Source organism: Massilia rubra, from assembly GCF_011682065.1.
GTDB lineage: Bacteria > Pseudomonadota > Gammaproteobacteria > Burkholderiales > Burkholderiaceae_D > Telluria_A > Telluria_A rubra.
The window spans coordinates 304589-323785 of sequence record NZ_VUYU01000003.1; the positions used below are offsets into that span (position 1 = coordinate 304589).

Genomic DNA, 19197 nt, shown 5'->3' on the forward strand with positions numbered 1-19197 from the left:
GCGGTACTTGTCCACCCCGTGCATTACGTATTCTTGTTCAGGTTACTGCGCAGTTCATCGAGCTGCTGCTTCAAGCTGACGACCTGGTCCAACCCGCAACCAAAGGTGCACAACATTTGCGAAGGAAACTTCTTCGCTTCTTCCCGCAACAGGCTGCCTGCTTCGGTCAGCGAGATGATGACCTGGCGTTCATCGCTGGCGGCGCGGATGCGGGTCAGCAGTTCAGCCTGTTCCATCCGCTTGAGCAGGGGAGTCAGGGTTGCCGAGTCCAGGGACAGGCGCTCGCCAATTTCCGACACCGTCAACTCGTTCTGTTCCCACAGCACCATCAACACCAGATACTGCGAGTACGTCAGCCCGAGCTTGCGCAGCAACTTGCGGTACAGCTTGCTCATCGCCAGCGAAGTCGAGTACAGCGAGAAGCACAACTGGCCATCGAGCCGGGGAACGTCGTTATTCGGTGTTTGTTTGTCGTCCATGTGAAGCAGTATATGTAGCGCACTATCGAATAGCAAGCTATTTCTTAAAATCTTTTGAATCCCGAATTTTCGCCCGCCGCCGGTACGCGGCGCCGCTCCGCGCCAGCCGCCGGGCATAGTCCCCCGATACGACTTGCACGGCCGGTGGTGCGAAGCAGCCCGCGTCCCGCTTGGACAATGGCGATGGCGCGAAAGTGCGATTGATGCAGATCAGTCCTGCTGACCCTTGATTTCCAGCGCGCGGTCGTACAGGGCATTCTTCTTGCGCCCGGTAATTTGCGCGGTCAGGTTGGCGGCCTGCTTGACCGAACATTCAGCCAGCAGGATATGCAGGATGCGCTCGGCCTCGGCCTCTTCGGCATCGCCCTCGGCCCGGGCGCCTTCGAGCAGCACCACGTACTCGCCCTTTTCGCGGTGCGGATCGGCCTTGACCCAGGCCAGCGCCTCGGACAAAGGGCAACGGTGGATTTCTTCGAACAGCTTGGTCAACTCGCGCGCGAACACCACCTGGCGCGCCGGCTCGAACACGCCGGCCAGCGCTTCCACGCAATCCAGGATGCGGTGCGGCGCTTCGTAGAACACCATGGTCGCGCCGACCGTCAGCAGTTTTTGCAGGGCGGTTTCGCGCTGCTTTGCCTTGGCCGGCAAAAAACCCACAAAATAGAATTGATCGTTGACCAGCCCGCTGGCCGAAAGCGCCGTCACCGCCGCCGAGGCGCCCGGCAGCGGCACCACGCGCAGGCCGGCGGCGCGCACCGCGTCGACAATGCGCGCGCCCGGGTCGGACACGCCCGGCGTGCCCGCGTCCGACACCAGCGCGATGCGCTCGCCGGCCTGCAGGCGCGCGATCAGCTTGTCGGCCACTTCGCGTTCGTTGTGCTGGTGCGCGGCGATCATCGGGCGCGACAGGCCGAAGCGGGTCAGCAGATTACCGGTGTTACGGGTGTCTTCGCAAGCGACCGCGTCGACCAGCGAGAGCACGTGCAAGGCGCGCACGGTAATGTCGGTGACGTTGCCAATGGGAGTAGCCACGATATACAGGGTTGCTGTAGGATAGGACTGATGCACGGCCTCGCCAATGACGGGAAGCTGGGCGATCGAACTGGTCTGGAATTCTGTCATTTGGGAGTGGTAATGCTGATTAAAAGTCTGAAGGGCCTGTTCGCCGTTAGCGCGCTCACGATGTTGAGTGCCTGCAGCACGCCCTGCGACAGGCCGGGGGGATTGTGCGCGCCTATCGAGCCAAACACAAGCGTCGCACCGGCCCAGCCGCGCGCGCCCGAGGTGATCGCGCCGGTCATCCCTGAAGCCGAGGTCGAGACCATGCCGGTCGATGCGCCGCCAGGGGCCGTGGCCGACCATCCGCGCGCGGCCGCCGTGCCCGCCGCCGCGCCCGACAACAAAGCGGCCACCCGCATCGGCCTGCTGCTGCCGACCCGCTCCGACGCGCTCGGCCCGCCGGCTGGCGCGCTGCGCGCCGGTTTCATGGCCGCTTACGAGCGCGACCGCACCGGCTTCGAAGTGAACCTGATCGAAACCGGCGACAGCCCGCAAGACGTGCTGGCCGCCTACACCACGGCGCTGGCGCAGAACGATATCGTGGTCGGCCCGTTGGCGCGCTCGGCGGTGAGCGCGATCGCCGGCGCCGGCGTGGCCGTCAGCAAGCCGACCATCGCCCTGAATCATCCGGACGGACGCGGCACGGGCGGCGCGCTGCCGCACAATCTGCTGGTGATCGGCCTGTCAATCGAAGACGAGGCGCGCCAGGTGGCGCAGTGGGCCGCGAGCGAGCATCCGGGCGCGCGCGCGCTGGTCGTGTCCGGCGCGAACGCCTGGCAGCGCCGTATCGCCAGCGCGTTTGCCGCCCAGTGGAAGCAGCTGGGCAACCAGTCGCAGACCCTGGAACTGTCCGCCTCGAACGGCTACCTGAGCGAATCGGGCATCTCGCAGCTGAGAAACCGGGTCGATGCCGAACAGCCGACCCTGCTCTTTACCGCGCTCGACGCCGACCAGCTGCGCCAGGTGCGCGCCTCGATCGGCACCAACGTGCCGGCCTACGGCACCTCGTCGGTCAATCCGGGCACCGAACCGGGCATGGCGCTGGCCGAGCTCGACGGCGTGCGCCTGCTCGACCTGCCGTGGGAAGTGCAACCCGACCATCCGGCCGTGATGGTGTATCCGCGCTGGAACGCCAGCCGCCGCACGCTCGACCTCGACCGCCTGTACGCACTCGGCATCGATGCCTTCCGCGTGGCGCGCGAGATCACCCTGCATCCGGGCGCGCCGTTCACCATGGATGGCGTGACGGGACGGCTGTCGGTCAGCTTCGGCGACGGCCCGGCACGCTTCGAGCGGGTGCAGCCGACCGCGGTCTACCAGGGCGGCAGCTTCAAGCCGTCCGGCGGCGCGCAGTAATATGTGGCCGGCCCGGCTGAGCGGCAAGCAGCGCCAGGGCCAGTTGTGGGAACAGAAAGCACTCGACTATCTGCAAGGCCAGGGCTTGCGCCTGGTCGAGGCCAACTACCGCTGCCGGGGCGGCGAAATCGACCTGATTTTGCGCCACGGCGAGGAACTGGTGTTCGTCGAAGTGCGCCAGCGTGCCAGCGCCAGCCACGGCGGCGCGGCCGCCAGCATCACCCCCGCCAAGATCGGCCGCATGGTGCGCGCGGCCCAGACCTACCTGCTGCGCTTTCCACAGGTGCCGCCGTGCCGCTTCGACGTGCTCGCCATCGACGGCGAACGCATGGAGTGGCTGCGCAACGCCATTCAGTTATAAGCGAGCGCCAGGGCGATTTTCATCGTACTTCTCCGGGTTGGCTATCTGCTGCACTATAATCCTCCACTATGAATACTCAACGCATCCTCGCCCACTTCCACGAAAGCGCCGAACTCAAGATTCAGGCGGCTTCTGCCCTGGCTCAACCCATCTCGCAAGCGATCGAACTGATGTTCTTCGCCTTGTCGAACGGAAACAAGATTCTTGCTTGCGGTAATGGCGGCTCGGCCGCCGACTGCCAACACTTTGCGGCCGAGCTGGTGGGCCGTTTCGAGCGCGAGCGCTTTCCGCTGCCGGCGATGTCGCTGACCACCGATACCTCGATCATGACGGCGGTGGGCAACGATTACAGCTACCGCGAGATTTTCTCGAAGCAGGTGCAAGCCTTCGGCCAGGCCGGCGACGTGCTGCTGGCCATTTCCACGTCGGGCAACTCGGCCAACGTGATTGCCGCGGTCGAAGCGGCGCTCGAGCGTGAAATGCGCGTCGTGGCGCTGACCGGCAAGGATGGCGGCGCGCTCGGCAAGTTGCTGACCGACGCCGACGTGCATATCTGCGTGCCGCACACGCGCACCGCGCGCATCCAGGAAGTGCACCTGGTGACCATACACTGCATTTGCGACGGTATCGACGTCGCCTTGTTCGGAGGAGATGTCAATGAATGATCCATTACGTGCGGTGCGCCCGCTGGCCAAGGCCATCGTCGCAGTTGCCCTGCTGGGCAGCCTGCAGGGCTGCATCGGGCTGTTCGTGGGCGGCGCCGTGGCCGGCGCGGTGGCCACGGCCGACCGTCGCACGCTCGGTGCGCAAGCCGACGACAAGGCCATTGCGCTCAAGGCCGACATGCGCTTGCCGAAAATTACCGGTGAAGACGTGCATATCAATGTCAACAGCTTCAACCGCAAGGTGCTGCTGACCGGCGAAGTGCGCGACGACGCCATGAAGGCGGCGGTCGAGCGCGAAGTGGCCAACATCGATGGCGTGGCGATCGTGATCAACGAACTCGACATCGCTTCGCCCGCCACCTATACCTCGCGTTCGAGCGATTCGCTGATCACCACCAAGGTCAAGGCCAGCCTGGTGGACATGCAGACCATTTCGGCGACCTCGTTCAAGGTCATCACCGAGCGCGGCACCGTGTTCCTGATGGGCCGCGTGACCCAGCGCGAAGGCCAGGTCGCCGCCGATGTGGCGCGCGGCGTGTCGGGCGTGAAAAAAGTCGTCAAAGTGCTGGAATACATCAGCGACGACGAGCTCAAGGCGATCTCGCCACGGTCCTCGTCGGTCCAGTTGTAGTCGTCCTGACTGGTCGCTTGTAAATACTTGCGTCCGGAGGGCCGCGCGGGCAGCGTTTTTGCAGCGCGGCTATAATGATTTTCTGTTCCATTCCCGCTTCCACAGTCATGTCCACCCAGACTCCACCCCGTACTTCCTGGCTCAAACCGGCGCTTATCGGCGCGGCGGTGGTGGCCATTGCCGCCATCGGCTATTCCTCGCTGGCGCGCAGCACGCCCGCGCCGGACGTGACCTTCATCGATATCAAGGGCCAGAAAATCAGCTCGCAAAGCTTGCGCGGCAAGGTGGTCATGGTCAATTTCTGGGCAACCTCGTGCGCAACCTGCGTCAAGGAAATGCCGCAGATGGTCGATACGTACAACAAGTTCAAGGGCCAGGGCATGGAGTTCGTGGCGGTGGCCATGAAGTACGACGCGCCCAATTACGTGCTCAATTATGCCGAGACCAACCGCCTGCCGTTTACCGTGGCGCTCGATAGCGCCGGTGATATTGCCAAGGCCTTCGGGGATGTGACGTTAACGCCGACCACGTTCTTGATCGACAAGGATGGCAAGATCATCAAGCGCTATGTGGGGGAGCCGGATTTTCCGGCCTTGCATAAGTTGCTGGAAAAAACCATCGCGGGCTGAATGCTCAAAATTAGTTACTGTACGAAACGGCGTTAAGCTCGAAACCGTCGTTCCCGCGTAGGAGGCTGTCTCAAAACGCTAAAATCACCGCTAGGCGGTAGACTCTTATCCGTCATTCCCGCGCAGGCGGGAATCCCATTCCGTGGCATAGCAGCGAACTTGGATTCCCGCCTGCGCGGGAATGACGGTGCTGGAGGCGGTGGTAGTCGTTGAACGCTTCCCTTTCGAGACAGCCTCGTAGGCGGGAACCTCATTTTGTAGAGCCGCCAGCGGCTTTGAAACAAACTTGGATTCCCGCCTACGCGGGAACGACGGTTTGGAGCTTAGCGTTCAAAACCCCGTCTGCACCGACAAATACGCGCCGCGCTGGCGCTGGGGGTTGAACACCGTAATATCCCCCAGCACCGCGTAGGCCGCCGTCACCGACACATGCTTGCTGGGAAACCAGGCCACGAACACGTCGTAATACGCCTTTTCATTGTCCACCCCCAGATTGTGCGGCTTGCGGCGGTATTCCACGCCGGCCACCAGTTGGCGGTCCACCAGGTACGCGGCCGACACTTCCAGCATCGCCTTGCAGGAATCGCCCTTGTCGCCGCCAAACCCCAGTAAACCCATCTGATTGGCCCTGGTCGCGCGCACGGTGGCGTTCAAGAGCAAACTCTGCTGCAATAGCAGCTTGGTCGCGGCCACGTAGAGATCGGTGCCGCTGTCATCCTTCGCACCCAGTTGCGTGACCCTGGTCACGCCCAGCGCCCCCAGCCCGCCCACGCCCTTGTTGCGCTTGTACATCGCACCGACGGCGATCTGCGGCATCAAGCTATCCTGCCCGTACACGGCGTCGCCCGCCACTTTCACTTTTACGCCAAGAATATCCTGCTTGATGCTCAGCTGGTTCAGCGGCGCCAGGCTGCCCTTGAAATGCTGCTGCGCCAGCGACAGTTCAACCCGGTCGGCCAGCCCCAGCGCCACCCCGGCCGTGTCGAGCGTGTAATCCTGGGTGCGCACGCCGGTGTAGTGCGCGTTCGCGCCCCAGCTGTCGCGGCTGCCATAGCCGGTAATCAGCGCCCACGGGGTCAGGCCGCCGCCGCCGGCGCCTTCGAGCTGGCTGACCCCGCCCGTCGCAGTGAGCTTGCCCAGGTCGGGCCGGCCCTGCCCGTACGCCGCACCGGCCGTCAAACTTGCCGCCAAGAACAAGCTACCCACGCGCGTGATCTGCATATTGTCTCCCGATGAAGGTGTTGCACGAACCAACTCAGCCGTCTCTACAATACTGCGTACGCAAACGGCGCGCGATTGGATTCAACTATTTTGCTATATTTCGCAAATATGTTTGTTGTAATCCGATATGCCTTTGCGATAACCTCACCGGGCACTCCGCGCCACGCCGCGGCCACCCGAACCCACTGTCAAGGCGCTCAGTGTCCATCGACGTCAACCCGCTCGACCCGCAGCAACTACGCACCTGGCTCCTGGCAGCCGGCAAACGCGATGGCGGCGCCTTCCGTTCCCTCTACGATGCAACTTCGCCGAAACTGTTTGGCTTCGCGCTGCGTATATTGCACAAGCGCGAGCTCGCTGAAGAGGTTTTGCAAGAGAGCTATGTCGCCATCTGGAACAATGCCGCCAACTACCAGAGTCATCTCGCAGCGCCGATGACCTGGATGGCGACCATTGTCCGCAACAAGGCGTTCGACCACCTCCGGCGCAGCGACGTCTCGGTTGAAATCGATGCGGAACAGTTTGATAGTGAAGTCATGAATGCTCTACAGGATCCGCAGGCGACGCCGATCGAGGCGTTGCAGATGAGTGGCGATGCGAAAGCGCTGGCGTGGTGCATGTCCGCGCTCGACGGCATGCATCGCCAGGTTGTCGCGCTGGCCTATTACCACGACCTGTCGCACAGCGAAGTGGCCGAGCAGATGAAACTACCAGTCGGAACCGTCAAAACCTGGATCAGGCGCAGTCTTGAAAAGCTGCGCACCTGCCTCGCGAAACGGGAGCAAACATGAACATCCGACATAACATTGTCCTGCGCCAGAAACTGGCGGCGGAATACGTGCTGGGCACGCTCAGGGGCGGCGCGCGGCGCCGTTTCGAAGGCTGGCTGCACCAGGACGCCGACTTGCGCAATATCACCGCGCAGTGGCAGCAGCGCCTGGCACCCATGGCCGAGTTTGCCGGCGATGTGGCGCCGCCGAAAAGCGTGTGGCGCGGCATCGAACGGCGTCTGGACCTCAAGCCGAAAAAGACCGGCGGCTGGCGCTTCTGGCAGAGCGACAACCTGGCGTTCTGGCGCAACCTGGGGATGGTGTCGACCGCCATGGCGGCCCTGCTGCTGGTGGTGGTAGTAAGCTACCGTCCGGTCGATGCGCCGGTCATTTCGTACGTGGCGACCTTGAGCGACGACAAGGCCCAGCCCGCCATGGTGCTGACCGCCGACCGCAAGCACCACGCTCTCGATGCGCGGGTGGTGGGCGGCGCGCCGGTTGCGGCCGACAAGAGCCTGCATCTGTGGGCGGTGCCGAAGTCGGGCAAGCCGCGTTCGCTGGGGGTATTGGCTGACAACCAGGGCCGCTTCACCTTGACCGACAATGCCATCAGCGACGATGTGGCGGTGCTGGCGGTGACCCTGGAGCCGAAGGGAGGCTCGCCCGATCCGAATGGACCGACCGGGCCGATTGTGTACAAGGGCAATTGGGTGAGCTTGTAGTATCGGCACTGTCGGTTCCGCCCTTGGCGGAACCGACTCCCCGCCTCGGTGCGGGGACGACGCGTGCCTGGCCGATCCTACTTCGTCACGATATCCTTCTGCATCGGCGCCAGCCTGGCCACCAGCTTGTTCTGCACCGCCGGCGCCACGCCGTTCTTGTCCATGGCCGCCTGCAAGTCCTCGGCCAGCGCGTTGAACTGGGCGTTGGTGATGTTTAAGCCATCGTGGATATCCTTCATGTCCTTGCCCTTGTACTTGCACGGGCCGCCGGAGAGCGCGCAAAACTGCTCTTCCAGCCGCATCGACAAGTTCTTCAGGTCGGTATCCTTGAACGATTCCTTGATGCGCGCGTCGGCCATGATCATCGGCACGAAGGTGTCCACGATCTTCTTGATCCCGCCCTGCCCGCCCAGCCCCTGGTAGGTGCTGTCGTCGGTGGCGGGCCCGTGGACGCAGCCGCCGGCCAGCGCCAGCGTGCCGATGCAAAAAAGCCGGGTCACCGTTTTCATTCTTTTTCCAATCATGGTTAACAGCCAATCAAACTTGGCACCGAATCGCGCCCGCCGCAACAGCTGTGACTAGTCGGGCGCGGCAGCAGCCGCCAGCGCCCGGTCCACCGCCGCCGTGAAGGTGCCGATATTGATCGGCTTGGTCAGGTAGGCAAAAAAGCCGGCGGCCATGCTGCGCTTGACGTCGCGCTCCATCGCATTCGCACTCAGTGCAATGACCGGAATATGCGCCGTGCGCGGGTCGTCGCGCAGCAGGCGCTGCGCTTCGTGACCATCCATGCCGGGCAGGTTGATATCCATCAGGATCACGTTCGGCAGATAACTCTGCGCCAGTGCAATGCCAAGCTCGGCGCTGGGCGCGGAAACCAGGGCCAGGTCGCAGCGGAAGCCGACGATTTCTTCGACCAGCCTCAGGTTGGCCGGATTGTCTTCCACGTACAGCAAGGTCGCCACCGACGGATCGCCCGCGGGCACGGCCGGCATGGCGCGCGGCGCGGGCGTGGGCGCGGCGGCCGCGCCCTGGGCCAGAGGGCCACTGCCGCTCAGGTCGAGCTCGATCCAGAACACGCTGCCGATGCCGGCCGTGCTCGACACGCCCATGGCGCCGCCCATCAGTTCGACCAGGCGCTTGGTCACCACCAGCCCGATGCCGGTGCCTTCTTCGCTGCCGCCTTCCTGGCCGAGCCGGTTGAACGGCTGGAACAGCGAACTGAGTTGGTCGGGACGCAAACCCTTGCCGGTATCCTGCACCGAAATGCGCACCCGCGCCGGGCCGATCAGGTTGGTGTTGACCACCGCCACGCCCTGCTCGCGGTTGTACTTGATGGCGTTCGACAACAGGTTCAGCATGATCTGCTTGAGGCGCGTGTGGTCGGCCACCACCATCAGCGGCTCCGGCTTCGGAAACACCATGCGGATGCCGCGCCGGGCCGCGCTGTCGCCGACCATCGATTGCACTTCGTCGAGCACGCCGGAGAGCAGCACCGGTTCAAGCGACACGCTCAGGGTGCCCGATTCGATCTTGGCCAGGTCGAGGATTTCGTTAATCAAGGTCAGCAAGTGTTCGCCGGCCGTCAGGATATTGCGCACGAAGCTGCGCTTTTGCACCGTGGTCGAGGGCAAGGACTCGTTGGCCAGCAACTGGGTGAAGCCGAGAATGGCGTTGAGCGGCGTGCGCAGCTCGTGCGACATGCTGGTCAGAAAAAGATCCTTGGCCTGGTTGGCGCGTTCGAGCTCGACCTTCTTGTCGTTGAGGGCGCGCTCGATGCGCTTGCGGTCGGTAATGTCGCGAATCGCCGACGACACCAGCATGCCATCTTCGGTTTCCAGCGGCGAGAGGCTGATTTCGACCGGAAACTCGGTGCCGTCGCGCCGCAAACCATACAGTTCGAGCCCGGCGCCCATCGATCGCGGGCGCGGCCCGGCCGAAAAGCTGCTGCGGAAATGCGGATGCTGCTCGGCGAAGCGCTGCGGGATCAGGATCTCGACTTTTCTTCCAAGCAGTTCGCTGCGCGGATAGCCGAACAATTTTTCGGTCTGCGAATTGACCAGCACGATTTCGCCATCGCGGTTGACGATCACCATCGCGTCCGGCGCCGATTCGAGCAAGCCGCGGAATTTCTGCTCGGCCTTTTTGCGTTCGCTGACATCGCGGATCGCGCTGATCACAAAAGCGCCGGCGTCGGTGCTGATCGGCGAGAGGCTGATTTCGACCGGAAATTCGACCTCGTCCTTGCGCACGCCGTACAGCTCCAGCCCGGCACCCATGGTGCGCGTGCGCGACTGTTCGAAGTAGCGCGAGCGGTGCCCCACATGGCCGTGGTGGAAGCGGGCCGGCAGCAGTACTTCGATCAGCTTGCCGTTCAGTTCGCCGTGTTCATAGCCGAACAGGCGCTCGGCCTGGGCGTTGGCCAGCACGATGGTGCCGGTCGGGTTGGCCATGATGATGCTGTCCGGCGTCGATTCGAGCAGGTCGCGGAATTTCGCTTCGATCAGCAGGGTGTCGCGCGCGGCCTTGGCGCGCGTCATGTCGCGCATGGTCGAGACGATGTAATCGATCTTGCCGTGCTCGTCGCAGATGGCCTTGGCGGAGGCGTCGACATAGATCAGCGCGCCATCCTTGCGGCGGCGCAAGGTTTCATAGTCGAAGGCGCCGTACGCCACGATCTGGCGCTCCGCTTCCAGGTCCAACTCACGCTCCTGCTTGCCAGGCAGGGCGATCAGCTCGCGCAGGTCGCGCCCCACTGCTTCGTCGCTGCTGTAGCCGAAGATGCGCTCGGCGCCGTTAGTCCAGCGCAACACGGTGTAGCCCGGCGTGGTGACAATCACCCCGCCAGGGGCTTCCGTAAGTATGAGCTGATCGAAGTCGTTGGGCATCCGGCGCTCTCTGGCTGGTGGAGTGGCGCCGCGACGAGTCGGAGCAGCGCCAGGCGTCCGGCCATGATGCGCCTTTCCATACAATTGTCAAACGGAAGTTACCCGATGTATAACGTTGACTCGACGATCGGGGGCCAGCGCGCCAGCGCTTATTTGGGATACAGAATCATCTGGGTGCAGCGGAACAGGGCGATGGTCTTGCCATTCGCTTCATTGGTGACCACCACGTCCCACACCTGGGTGGTTTTGCCGAGGTGGGCGGCCTTGGCCACGCAGGCGATCGCGCCGTCGCGCGCGGTGCCCAGGTGGTTCGACTTGAGCTCGATGGTGGTGAAGCTGTTCGCCCCTTCCGGCAGGTTGGCCACGCAGGCGTAGCCGGCGGCGGTGTCGGCCAGGGTGATGACGGTGCCGGCGTGCAGGAAGCCGTTGGGCGCGAGCAAGTGCGGCTTGATCTCGAGGCGCGCGGCGACTTCGCCGCCGCCGACACGGGTAATTTCCACGCCCATGTAACCGGGAAGCGTGCCGGCGCCGAAACTGTTCATCGATTCAGGGGTAAACTGGTGCGTGCTCATGGCGTTTCCGTTCGTGTTTAAAATAAGCACGATTGTACGTTTTTATTCCCAGCCCGGTTAACAGAGGTCCGATCTTGAAAAAATTTGCTTTGAGAATGCTGTACTTGCCCGTGCTGCTGTCCGCGTGGGCGTGCGCCCCCGGCGCCCTGGCCCAGGACGCCGGGCCGGCCCGCCTGGTGGAGGCGGCGCGCTCCCAGATCGGCGTGACCACCAAGTACGACCCGCGCTACGAGCGCCTGGCCTTCCCCGGCGGCGATGTGCCGGCCGAGCGCGGCGTGTGCACCGACGTGGTGGTGCGCGCTTATCGCAAGGTGGGGGTGGACTTGCAGGAACTGGTCCATCGCGACATGAAGACGGCCTGGAATGCGTATCCGAAATTGTGGCAACTCAAGCGCCCCGATCCGAATATCGACCATCGCCGCGTGCCCAACCTGGCCACCTTTTTCACGCGCCACGGCAAGTCGATGACACCCGCGCGCGAGGGCGCCGCCTACCAGGCGGGCGACGTCGTCACCTGGATGCTGCCGGGTAACCTGCCGCACATCGGCATCGTCTCCGGCCAGCGCAGCGCGGCCGGGGTGCCGCTGGTGATCCACAACATCGGGCGCGGCACCCAGATCGAAGACAGCCTGTTCACCTATCCGCTGACCGGGCACTACCGCTTCAATCCGCCCGCCAAAGCCACCGTCAGCGCAAGCCGCTGACCGAGCCTTCCTTCGGATAGTCGATCTTGTACTCGACCTGGAATTTGGCGCTCGCCCCGGCCGCCAGGGTCTTTTTCCAGGCCACGACGCCACGGCGCTGTTCCCAGGTGTCGGTGAACGGTTTCGGATCGAACACCGCCTCGACCTTGACCTCCTCGGACGTGCTGACCGGGGAGGAATCGAACACCAGCATCTCGACCGGCGTGCTGTGGCGGTTGACCAGGGTGAACACGTCGGCGCGCACGCTGGTAGCGCGCCCGCCGAAGATGCCCTTGCTGCCGGTCTTGCCGGCCACCGGATCGAGCGACACCTTGACCAGGTCGTCGCGCCCGAACGAGAACAGCGCCTTCTCGCCATCTTGCAGATTCCACTGGGTGGCGCCGATGTAGCCGCCGTCGCGGAACAACTGCATGTTGCCTGTCGGCCACACACCTTCCGGACGGGCCGCTTCGGCCATGACGATGGCAAACTTTTCCAGGCGCGGCGTCACGCGCAGGTGCTGGGTGACCGGCAGCGCCAGGGTCGACAGCGTGACCGAGGTGGCGCGCCCGTCCGAGGCCAGGTTGACCCGGCCCGGCACCTCGAACTCGGTGGCGAAGACGCCCTGCAGTTCGGCGATATCATATTCGTTCGCGCGCTTGATCGAGCTGCCGGTGATCTCCACTTTTTGCTTGCGTTCCATCGACATGACCGGGGCCGGGGCCGGGGCGTAGGCTTGCATCTGCTGGGGTGGCTGCGGCGGATAGTAGCCCAGCAGCCACGGCTGCGGTTCGCGTCCGGTAGGCGACAGGCGCGGCTGGCTGGTCGAGAGGGTCAGCTTGACGTTGCTCCAGTCTTCCCCGGTGCTCTGCGAAATCGTGGCCAGGCGCTCCAGGTCGACCCTGGACGCGGCCGAGTCGAGACTGGCGCGGTAGCCCGGTTTCCAGCCGGCATTGTCGCGCTGGTAGCTGATGGTCAGGGTCCCGGCTTTGGCCGCCGCCAGGCGCACCACCATGCTGCGCACCTGCTTGCCGTCCGGATCGAGGCCCGCCAGGTCGCTTTCGAGCGCCGCGATTTTCTTGTCGAGCTCGCGCTGCTGCACGGCCAGCTTCTGGATCTTGATCAGGGCCTCGCTGGCGCCGCGCCCCAGGGTGTCGAGCACGCCGGCCAGCGCCTTGCCGTTGTCCGGCCCTTGCGCCCTGGCGCCGTCGGCGGCGCCGCCGTTGTAGCGTTCCAGATAGCCCTTGACGATGGCGGCCGACTTGGCCTCCGCGTCGAGCACGGCCTTCTGGTCCTTGAGGCGCTCGATCTCGCCGGCCAGCTTCGCTTCAAGCGGGTTGACCGCTTCGCTGCCGGCCTTGTCGCGCGAGACCACGTCGGCCACGCGGATGCCGGGCGCCGCTTGCACCCGTACCGATTCGAGGTTGAAGTTGGCCGGCAAGCCGTCGATGACGACCTCGGTGGCGCCAGCGGCGACCTGGGCCGTGCGCACCACGGTGGCGCTGCCGGGATACAAGGTGACGGCCGTGACCGGGGCATTGGTGCTGGCCAGGCACAGGGGACTCGACAGGGCCAGGACGGTAAACAAGGTTGGGCGCATGGTGTGCTTTCGGGTTCGGACGAGGATGGACATAGGATTGAAACGCGCGCTGGCGCAAAACGGGGTTAAACCGGGGCTAAACGGACACGAAAAAGGTCCTGCCCATGGTCACACGCCTGCCAGCGCGCTTTCCCAGTAGGGCGGCTGGCCCACATGGTCGCGCAGGTAAGCGATGAACAGCTGCGCCTTGACCGGGTGCGAACGCCCTGGCAAGCGCACCGCGTGGATGCCGTCGGTGACGACCGACGCACCCTGGCTGGCCGGTCCGAACAAGGGCACCAGTTGCCCGGCGACCAGCGCGTCGCTCGCCAGCCAGCTCGGCAGGTGCGCCACGCCGGCTCCGCCGACGGCCGCGTCCAGCATGAAATCGACATCGTCGCTGCGCAGGGTGCCGCTGACCGGCAAGGGCTTGTTGCGGTTGACGCCCTCGAAAGTCCACCAGCAAGCCAGGGCGCTGCGGCTGACGTAACTCATGCAGTTGTGCCCGAGCAGGTCGAGCGGGGTGGCCGGGGTGCCGCGCCGCGCCAGGTAAGCCGGGCTGGCGCAGGCGATGCGCCGGCGCGGCGCCAGCCAGGTGGCCAGCAGGTCGCTGTCGGGCAGCGGGCCGAGGCGGATCGCCACATCGACGCGCTGGGCCGACAGGTCGACCACGTCGTCGTTGAGCTGCAACTCCAGTTCCATCAGCGGATAGCGGTGCAGGAACTCACCCAGGATCGGGGCGATGTGGCGCCGCCCGAACGCGCGCGGAGCGGTCACCGTGAGCACGCCGCGCGGCTCCGGATCGACCGCCGTGACGGCCGCCTTGGCTTCGGCCAGCTCGGCTATCAGGTGGCGCGCACGCGGCACGAAACGCTCGCCGGCGTCGGTCAGCAGCACCACGCGCGAACCGCGCACGAACAACCTGGCGCCGACTTCGGCTTCGAGCCAGTCGATCCGGCGCGACACCGACGACACCGCCAACTGCAAGGTTTTGGCGGCGCGCGACAGGTTGCCGCTGTCGACGACGGCGAGAAAACAATGCAGGGCATCGAACATGGGAACGGCTCCGGTGAGGTTTGCGCACAACGCAAAGATAGTTTGCACATTGCCATATTGTTCCGCGCGGCGCAACGTTGCATACTGCTGTTGCTGTGTTGCTGCGACTTAGCTTTTTCCCATCACTCTGAACGAAAGACGCCATGACTGAATTCTTCCGCACCCCGCGCACCCTGATCCTGGCGGCCGCCCTTGGCGTCGCCGCCTTCACCGCCAGCACCGTCCACGCCGCCGCGCCGATGGCCAAGGTGTCGGCCCCCGGCTACTTCCGCATGATGCTGGGCGAGTTCGAAGTGACCGCGCTGTCCGACGGCACCACCGAACTGCCGGTCAACAAATTGCTCAAGACCACCCCGGCGAAAATCGACAAGGCGCTGGCCAAGTCCTTCCTGGCCAGCCCGCTCGAAACCTCGTTCAACGCGTACCTGATCAATACCGGCAGCAAGCTGGTGCTGGTCGACAGCGGCGCGGGCGGCCTGTTCGGCCCCAACCTGGGCAAGCTGGTGGCGAACCTGAAGGCTTCCGGCTACCAGCCGGAGCAGGTCGATGAAATCTACATCACCCACTTGCATCCGGACCACGTGGGCGGCATCGCGAAAGACGGCGCGGCAACCTTCGCCAATGCCGTGGTGCGGGCCGACAAGCGCGATGCGGACTTCTGGCTGAGCCAGGCCAACATGGAAAAAGCCCCGGCCGACGCCAAGGGTTTCTTCCAGGGCGCGATGGCCTCGCTCAAGCCCTACATCGACGCCAAGCGCTTCCAGCCGTTCGAAGGCGATACGCAACTGGTGCCGGGCGTGAAATCGACGGCGACCTATGGTCATACGGCCGGGCACACCAGCTACGTGGTTGAAAGCGGCGGCCAGAAGCTCCTGTTGGTGGGCGACCTGATCCACGTGGGCGCGGTGCAGTTCGACGAGCCGACGGTGACGATTGCGTTCGATTCGGATGAAAAAGCCGCGCTGGCACAGCGCCTGAAAGCGTTCAGCGCCGCCGCAAAGGACGGCACCTGGGTGGGCGCATCGCACTTGCAGTTTCCCGGCATCGGGCACGTGCGCAGCGCCGGAAAATCGTATCAGTGGGTGCCGGTCAATTACACGCAGGTGCGATAAGAACGCCACAGCGCCCCGGGTGGATCACGGGGCGCATCCGCTGTTGCACAATCAGCCGGTGCGTCCGGCTTTTTTCACGAGCTCGAATTCGTGCGCAAGCAGGTACAGGCCGCTGCACGCCGATTGCCCCGGCCCCTCTTCCCACCAGGTGGTGACGCTGATTTTGCCTTCCTCGGGAAATTCCTCAATAGGATATTCGTTGTTGAGCATCGCCAGCGTATGCGACAACTCGTCGGCGGGAAGCCAATCGAGCAGCCCCTGGTCGATTTCCAGTACGCGCACCATATCGCCAATCGCAACCTCGTTGCCGTGCCGGTCTTTCATTATGTTCTTTCCGCAGCCAGTCCGGCCGCAAATGTAGTGATCGCGCTTGCCGCTTGCTCCGGTACGCTCTGCAGCAGCAGGTGCGGCCCCGTCAGCGCCACCAGGCGCCAGTCCGCGCACAGCGAAGCGAGCAGGCGCGCGGCCGAGGCCGGCACGATCCAGTCGCGCGTCGCTTGCAGGTACAGCACGGGCACGCTGATGGCCTGTGCGCGCCCGGTGTAATCAACCGCCATTACTTCTTTCAAGCGCAGGCGCAGGCGCGCGGGCGGCACCTTGTCGAGCGCGCCGCGCAGGGCTTTGCGCAAGACCACCGGCGCATCGAAGCCGAGCAGGAAAGGGGCGATCAGTGGAGTAAGGGAAGACCACATGGGCAGCATGCCGACCAGTGGTTTAAGCGGCGCCAGCAGCGAACGCGGATTGCGCGCAAAGGTGCAGCACAGCACCAGAGCGATCAGCCCGGGCGGCTTTGACGCGGCCAGCGCGATAGCGACCGGCCCGGAGAAGGACTCGCCGATCAGCACGAACGGACGATCACGCGGCAACTTCGTCCGCGCATACTCGGTCAGGCCGACGTAACCGAGCGCCGGCGCGCAAGGGTAGGAGACAACGATGGTGTCGACCTCGGCCCCAAGCGCGGCAATGAAACCGGCGAACAGGTCGCCGCTTCCGTCCATTCCCGGAAGCAGCACCACGGTCACCACCGGCAAAACTTACGCGCTGATCGCCACGCCCGCGTTATGCGCCTGCTCGTCCGCATGGTACGAGCTGCGCACCATGGCGCCGACGGCGGCATGCACGAAGCCCATCTTGTAGGCTTCTTCCTCGAACATCTTGAACACGTCGGGATGCACATAGCGGCGCACCGGCAAGTGGTCGCCCGACGGCGACAGGTACTGGCCGATGGTCAGCATGTCGACGTTGTGGCTGCGCAAATCGCGCATCACTTGCAGGATTTCATCGTCGGTCTCGCCCAGGCCGACCATGATGCCGGACTTGGTCACCGCGTTCGGATACAGCGCCTTGAAGTCGCGCAGCAATTCCAGCGAGTGGGTGTAGTCGGAACCGGGACGGGCTTCCTTGTACAGGCGCGGCACGGTCTCCAGATTGTGGTTCATCACGTCCGGCAAGCCGTCGGCGAAGATCGCCAGCGCCTTGGCCAGGCGACCGCGGAAGTCGGGCACCAGCACTTCGATGCGGGTCTTCGGCGACAGCGCGCGCGTCTGCTTGATGCACTCGACAAAGTGGCCGGCGCCGCCGTCGCGCAGGTCGTCACGGTCGACCGAGGTGATCACCACGTACGACAGGCGCAGCTCGGCGATGGTCTTGGACAGGTTGTGCGGCTCGTTGACATCGAGCGGATCGGGACGGCCGTGGCCGACGTCGCAGAACGGGCAGCGGCGGGTGCACTTGTCGCCCATGATCATGAAGGTGGCCGTGCCCTTGCCGAAGCATTCGCCGATGTTCGGGCAGCTCGCTTCTTCGCACACGGTCACCAGGTTGTTGGCGCGCAGGATATCCTTGATTTCGTAGAAACGCGACGACGCCGAAGCGGCCTTGACGCGGATCCAGTCCGGCTTTTTCAGGCGCTCGATTTGTCCGATCGGCACGATCTTGATCGGAATGCGCGAGGTCTTGCTGGCGCCTTTTTGCTTGTCGCTGGCGTTATAGACTGGGGCGATGCTGGTGTCGGTGTCAGAAGTCATTTGGCTGCTTGCCCGTGGGGCTCTGTGATGTTGTTCGATGCGGTATGCGGCGTATTCTGCGATGCGTCTTGCGATTCGTCCTGCGCTGCGCGGGTACTTAGCTGGCGCACCAGTTCGCGCGCCAGGGCTTGCTGCACGTCGGCCAGCGCGGCTTCGGCGCCCATGCTGCGCATGTCGACCGTTTCCAGGCCCGCGTAACCGCACGGATTAATCCAGGAAAACGGCGCCAGGTCCATCGCCACATTGAGCGACACGCCATGGTAAGTGCAGCCATTGCCGCGCACCTTGAGGCCGAGCGCGGCGATCTTGGCGCCTTTGCGCGGCCCGCCGGCGATATAAATGCCAGGCGCGCCAGCGATGCGCTCACCGGCAAGATTATACGCCTCCAGCACATTGATGATCGCCTGCTCGATTTTTTCGACGAATTGGCGGGCGTACAGCTTGCCGCCCGGCTTGTTGCGGCGCAGATCGATCAACAGGTAAATCACCACCTGGCCGGGGCCGTGGTAGGTCACTTCGCCGCCACGGTCGGTCTGGACCACCGGCACCGCGTGCGCGCCGGCCAGCAGGTGGCCACGGTCGGCGCCCAGGCCCAGGGTGAACACGGGCGGATGCTCGACGATCCACAGTTCGTCGGTGGTGTCGGGCTCGCGCGCGTCGGTAAACGCGCGCATGGCGGCAAACACCGGCTCGTAGTCGGCACGGCCGAGGTCGCGGATGATCGCCTGCGCAGGGCGGATGGAGGGCATGGGTCGTCGATCGGGGATAAGAGGGGCACGTCATTATATGCCAGTGCGCCGCCGGCAGCCGCCGAGGGACGATCAATTCAGGCAGAGCTCGTCGCGTACCTTCTGTTCGTCCGGCGGGCGCTGGCCGGTGCGGGCGGAAACCCGTGCCTGGATGGCCGACAAGGCTGGAAAACTGTAGCGTTCGCAGCGCATGAAGTCCCACACCTCGGCGGTCAACATATTGACCGAGAAATGTCCCAGGGTGTACATCATCGCCGCCTTGGGCGGGTTGTGGTACAGCTGCAGGGAATAGTAGCCGTGGGCATCCGGCGCATCCTTGTCGGGTCCCTCGACAAACAGATGAGCGTCCTTTCGCTTCATCTGGAATTTCTGGTGTTCCAGCACCACGGACAGCACCTTGCGGGCCTGCTGCAAGGTCAGGCCGGACGGCCGGATCTGCTGCGCGTCGAGCGATGCCGCGCGCGCCGGCACGCCGGCCAACAGAGCGCCAGCGAGCAGCAGGGCGCAAGGCCGGCGCAAGGACTGCATTTCAATACCCATCTGATTCCCGTAGCGTGGTTTTTTCAACAATGCCATTGTACGCCGCCATCAAGGCGCGATGGGCAGCCGCGCGCCGCATTAGCATAGTTGAAATGCTTCGT

The 19197-nt window shown here is 64.3% G+C and carries 22 protein-coding genes; 9 read left to right on the forward strand and 13 right to left on the reverse strand.

What is annotated here, in order from left to right:
• Positions 1-23: 23 nt before the first annotated feature.
• Positions 24-479: a MarR family winged helix-turn-helix transcriptional regulator gene (locus F0185_RS06445; protein ID WP_167222656.1), complete on the reverse strand. Its 456-nt coding sequence runs from the start codon at positions 477-479 to the stop codon at positions 24-26.
• Between the two features lie 210 nt (positions 480-689).
• Entirely contained in the window at positions 690-1601 is a 912-nt protein-coding gene (gene rsmI, locus F0185_RS06450; protein ID WP_167222658.1) for a 16S rRNA (cytidine(1402)-2'-O)-methyltransferase, read from the reverse strand.
• A 12-nt stretch (positions 1602-1613) separates the two neighbouring features.
• On the opposite strand from rsmI, the gene F0185_RS06455 reads away from it, so the two are divergent.
• From F0185_RS06455 to F0185_RS06475, 5 genes are all read left to right on the forward strand, one after another.
• A complete protein-coding gene (locus tag F0185_RS06455) occupies positions 1614-2894 on the forward strand; it encodes a penicillin-binding protein activator (protein ID WP_167222660.1) in 1281 nt (426 codons plus the stop codon).
• Between the two features lies 1 nt (position 2895).
• On the forward strand, positions 2896-3255 hold the full coding sequence (locus tag F0185_RS06460) for a YraN family protein (RefSeq protein WP_167222662.1): 360 nt from the start codon (positions 2896-2898) through the stop codon (positions 3253-3255).
• 68 nt (positions 3256-3323) lie between these two features.
• The gene (locus F0185_RS06465) at positions 3324-3920 is read left to right on the forward strand and encodes a phosphoheptose isomerase (RefSeq protein ID WP_166885808.1); all 597 of its coding nucleotides are present in this window, start codon (positions 3324-3326) and stop codon (positions 3918-3920) included.
• Positions 3913-4551 carry a BON domain-containing protein gene (locus F0185_RS06470; RefSeq protein WP_167222664.1) on the forward strand — a complete coding sequence of 213 codons (639 nt, stop codon included), beginning with the start codon at positions 3913-3915 and terminating at the stop codon, positions 4549-4551. Before F0185_RS06465 ends, F0185_RS06470 begins: the two co-directional genes overlap by 8 nt.
• 107 nt (positions 4552-4658) lie before the next feature.
• The gene (locus F0185_RS06475; protein ID WP_166885812.1) at positions 4659-5180 is read left to right on the forward strand and encodes a peroxiredoxin family protein; all 522 of its coding nucleotides are present in this window, start codon (positions 4659-4661) and stop codon (positions 5178-5180) included.
• Between the two features lie 330 nt (positions 5181-5510).
• Here F0185_RS06475 and F0185_RS06480 read toward each other — a convergent pair whose 3' ends face one another.
• Positions 5511-6401: a DUF3034 family protein gene (locus tag F0185_RS06480; protein WP_167222666.1), complete on the reverse strand. Its 891-nt coding sequence runs from the start codon at positions 6399-6401 to the stop codon at positions 5511-5513.
• Between the two features lie 206 nt (positions 6402-6607).
• Here F0185_RS06480 and F0185_RS06485 point away from each other — a divergent pair, with 206 nt between their 5' ends.
• On the forward strand, positions 6608-7192 hold the full coding sequence (locus tag F0185_RS06485) for a sigma-70 family RNA polymerase sigma factor (RefSeq protein ID WP_167222871.1): 585 nt from the start codon (positions 6608-6610) through the stop codon (positions 7190-7192).
• The gene (locus F0185_RS06490) at positions 7189-7893 is read left to right on the forward strand and encodes an anti-sigma factor (RefSeq protein ID WP_167222668.1); all 705 of its coding nucleotides are present in this window, start codon (positions 7189-7191) and stop codon (positions 7891-7893) included. The genes F0185_RS06485 and F0185_RS06490 overlap by 4 nt, the downstream gene beginning before the upstream one ends.
• A gap of 77 nt (positions 7894-7970) precedes the next feature.
• On the opposite strand, the gene F0185_RS06495 is transcribed toward F0185_RS06490, so the two are convergent.
• From F0185_RS06495 to F0185_RS06505, 3 genes are all read right to left on the reverse strand, one after another.
• Entirely contained in the window at positions 7971-8402 is a 432-nt protein-coding gene (locus tag F0185_RS06495) for a group I truncated hemoglobin (RefSeq protein ID WP_167222670.1), read from the reverse strand.
• A 69-nt stretch (positions 8403-8471) separates the two neighbouring features.
• Positions 8472-10778: a PAS domain S-box protein gene (locus F0185_RS06500; protein WP_167222672.1), complete on the reverse strand. Its 2307-nt coding sequence runs from the start codon at positions 10776-10778 to the stop codon at positions 8472-8474.
• Positions 10779-10927: 149 nt separating this feature from the next.
• Positions 10928-11350 (reverse strand): PaaI family thioesterase, encoded by a 423-nt coding sequence (locus F0185_RS06505; protein WP_167222674.1) that lies wholly within the window; start codon positions 11348-11350, stop codon positions 10928-10930.
• A 95-nt stretch (positions 11351-11445) separates the two neighbouring features.
• Between F0185_RS06505 and F0185_RS06510 the strand changes: the two genes are divergently transcribed.
• On the forward strand, positions 11446-12054 hold the full coding sequence (locus F0185_RS06510) for a DUF1287 domain-containing protein (protein ID WP_167222676.1): 609 nt from the start codon (positions 11446-11448) through the stop codon (positions 12052-12054).
• Here F0185_RS06510 and F0185_RS06515 read toward each other — a convergent pair.
• Together F0185_RS06515 and F0185_RS06520 are read right to left on the reverse strand one after the other, a co-directional pair.
• Entirely contained in the window at positions 12038-13633 is a 1596-nt protein-coding gene (locus F0185_RS06515) for a mucoidy inhibitor MuiA family protein (protein ID WP_167222678.1), read from the reverse strand. The two genes, F0185_RS06510 and F0185_RS06515, sit on opposite strands and share 17 nt — an antisense overlap.
• A 108-nt stretch (positions 13634-13741) precedes the next feature.
• The gene (locus F0185_RS06520) at positions 13742-14668 is read right to left on the reverse strand and encodes a LysR family transcriptional regulator (RefSeq protein WP_167222680.1); all 927 of its coding nucleotides are present in this window, start codon (positions 14666-14668) and stop codon (positions 13742-13744) included.
• Positions 14669-14811: 143 nt separating this feature from the next.
• Here F0185_RS06520 and F0185_RS06525 point away from each other — a divergent pair, with 143 nt between their 5' ends.
• The gene (locus tag F0185_RS06525; RefSeq protein WP_167222682.1) at positions 14812-15780 is read left to right on the forward strand and encodes an MBL fold metallo-hydrolase; all 969 of its coding nucleotides are present in this window, start codon (positions 14812-14814) and stop codon (positions 15778-15780) included.
• Positions 15781-15831: 51 nt separating this feature from the next.
• Here F0185_RS06525 and F0185_RS06530 read toward each other — a convergent pair whose 3' ends face one another.
• The 5 genes from F0185_RS06530 to F0185_RS06550 form a co-directional block, all read right to left on the reverse strand.
• Positions 15832-16104 carry a hypothetical protein gene (locus F0185_RS06530; protein WP_167222684.1) on the reverse strand — a complete coding sequence of 91 codons (273 nt, stop codon included), beginning with the start codon at positions 16102-16104 and terminating at the stop codon, positions 15832-15834.
• Positions 16104-16793 carry an alpha/beta fold hydrolase gene (locus tag F0185_RS06535; protein WP_167222686.1) on the reverse strand — a complete coding sequence of 230 codons (690 nt, stop codon included), beginning with the start codon at positions 16791-16793 and terminating at the stop codon, positions 16104-16106. Before F0185_RS06535 ends, F0185_RS06530 begins: the two co-directional genes overlap by 1 nt.
• A 21-nt stretch (positions 16794-16814) precedes the next feature.
• Complete coding sequence (gene lipA, locus F0185_RS06540; RefSeq protein WP_167222688.1) at positions 16815-17807, reverse strand: lipoyl synthase; 993 nt, start codon at positions 17805-17807, stop codon at positions 16815-16817.
• Positions 17804-18556: a lipoyl(octanoyl) transferase LipB gene (gene lipB / locus F0185_RS06545; protein ID WP_167222690.1), complete on the reverse strand. Its 753-nt coding sequence runs from the start codon at positions 18554-18556 to the stop codon at positions 17804-17806. The genes lipA and lipB overlap by 4 nt, the downstream gene beginning before the upstream one ends.
• 72 nt (positions 18557-18628) lie before the next feature.
• Positions 18629-19096, reverse strand: coding sequence for a Tgi2PP family T6SS immunity protein (locus F0185_RS06550; protein WP_167222692.1), 468 nt, complete (start codon positions 19094-19096; stop codon positions 18629-18631).
• Positions 19097-19197 lie beyond the last annotated feature (101 nt).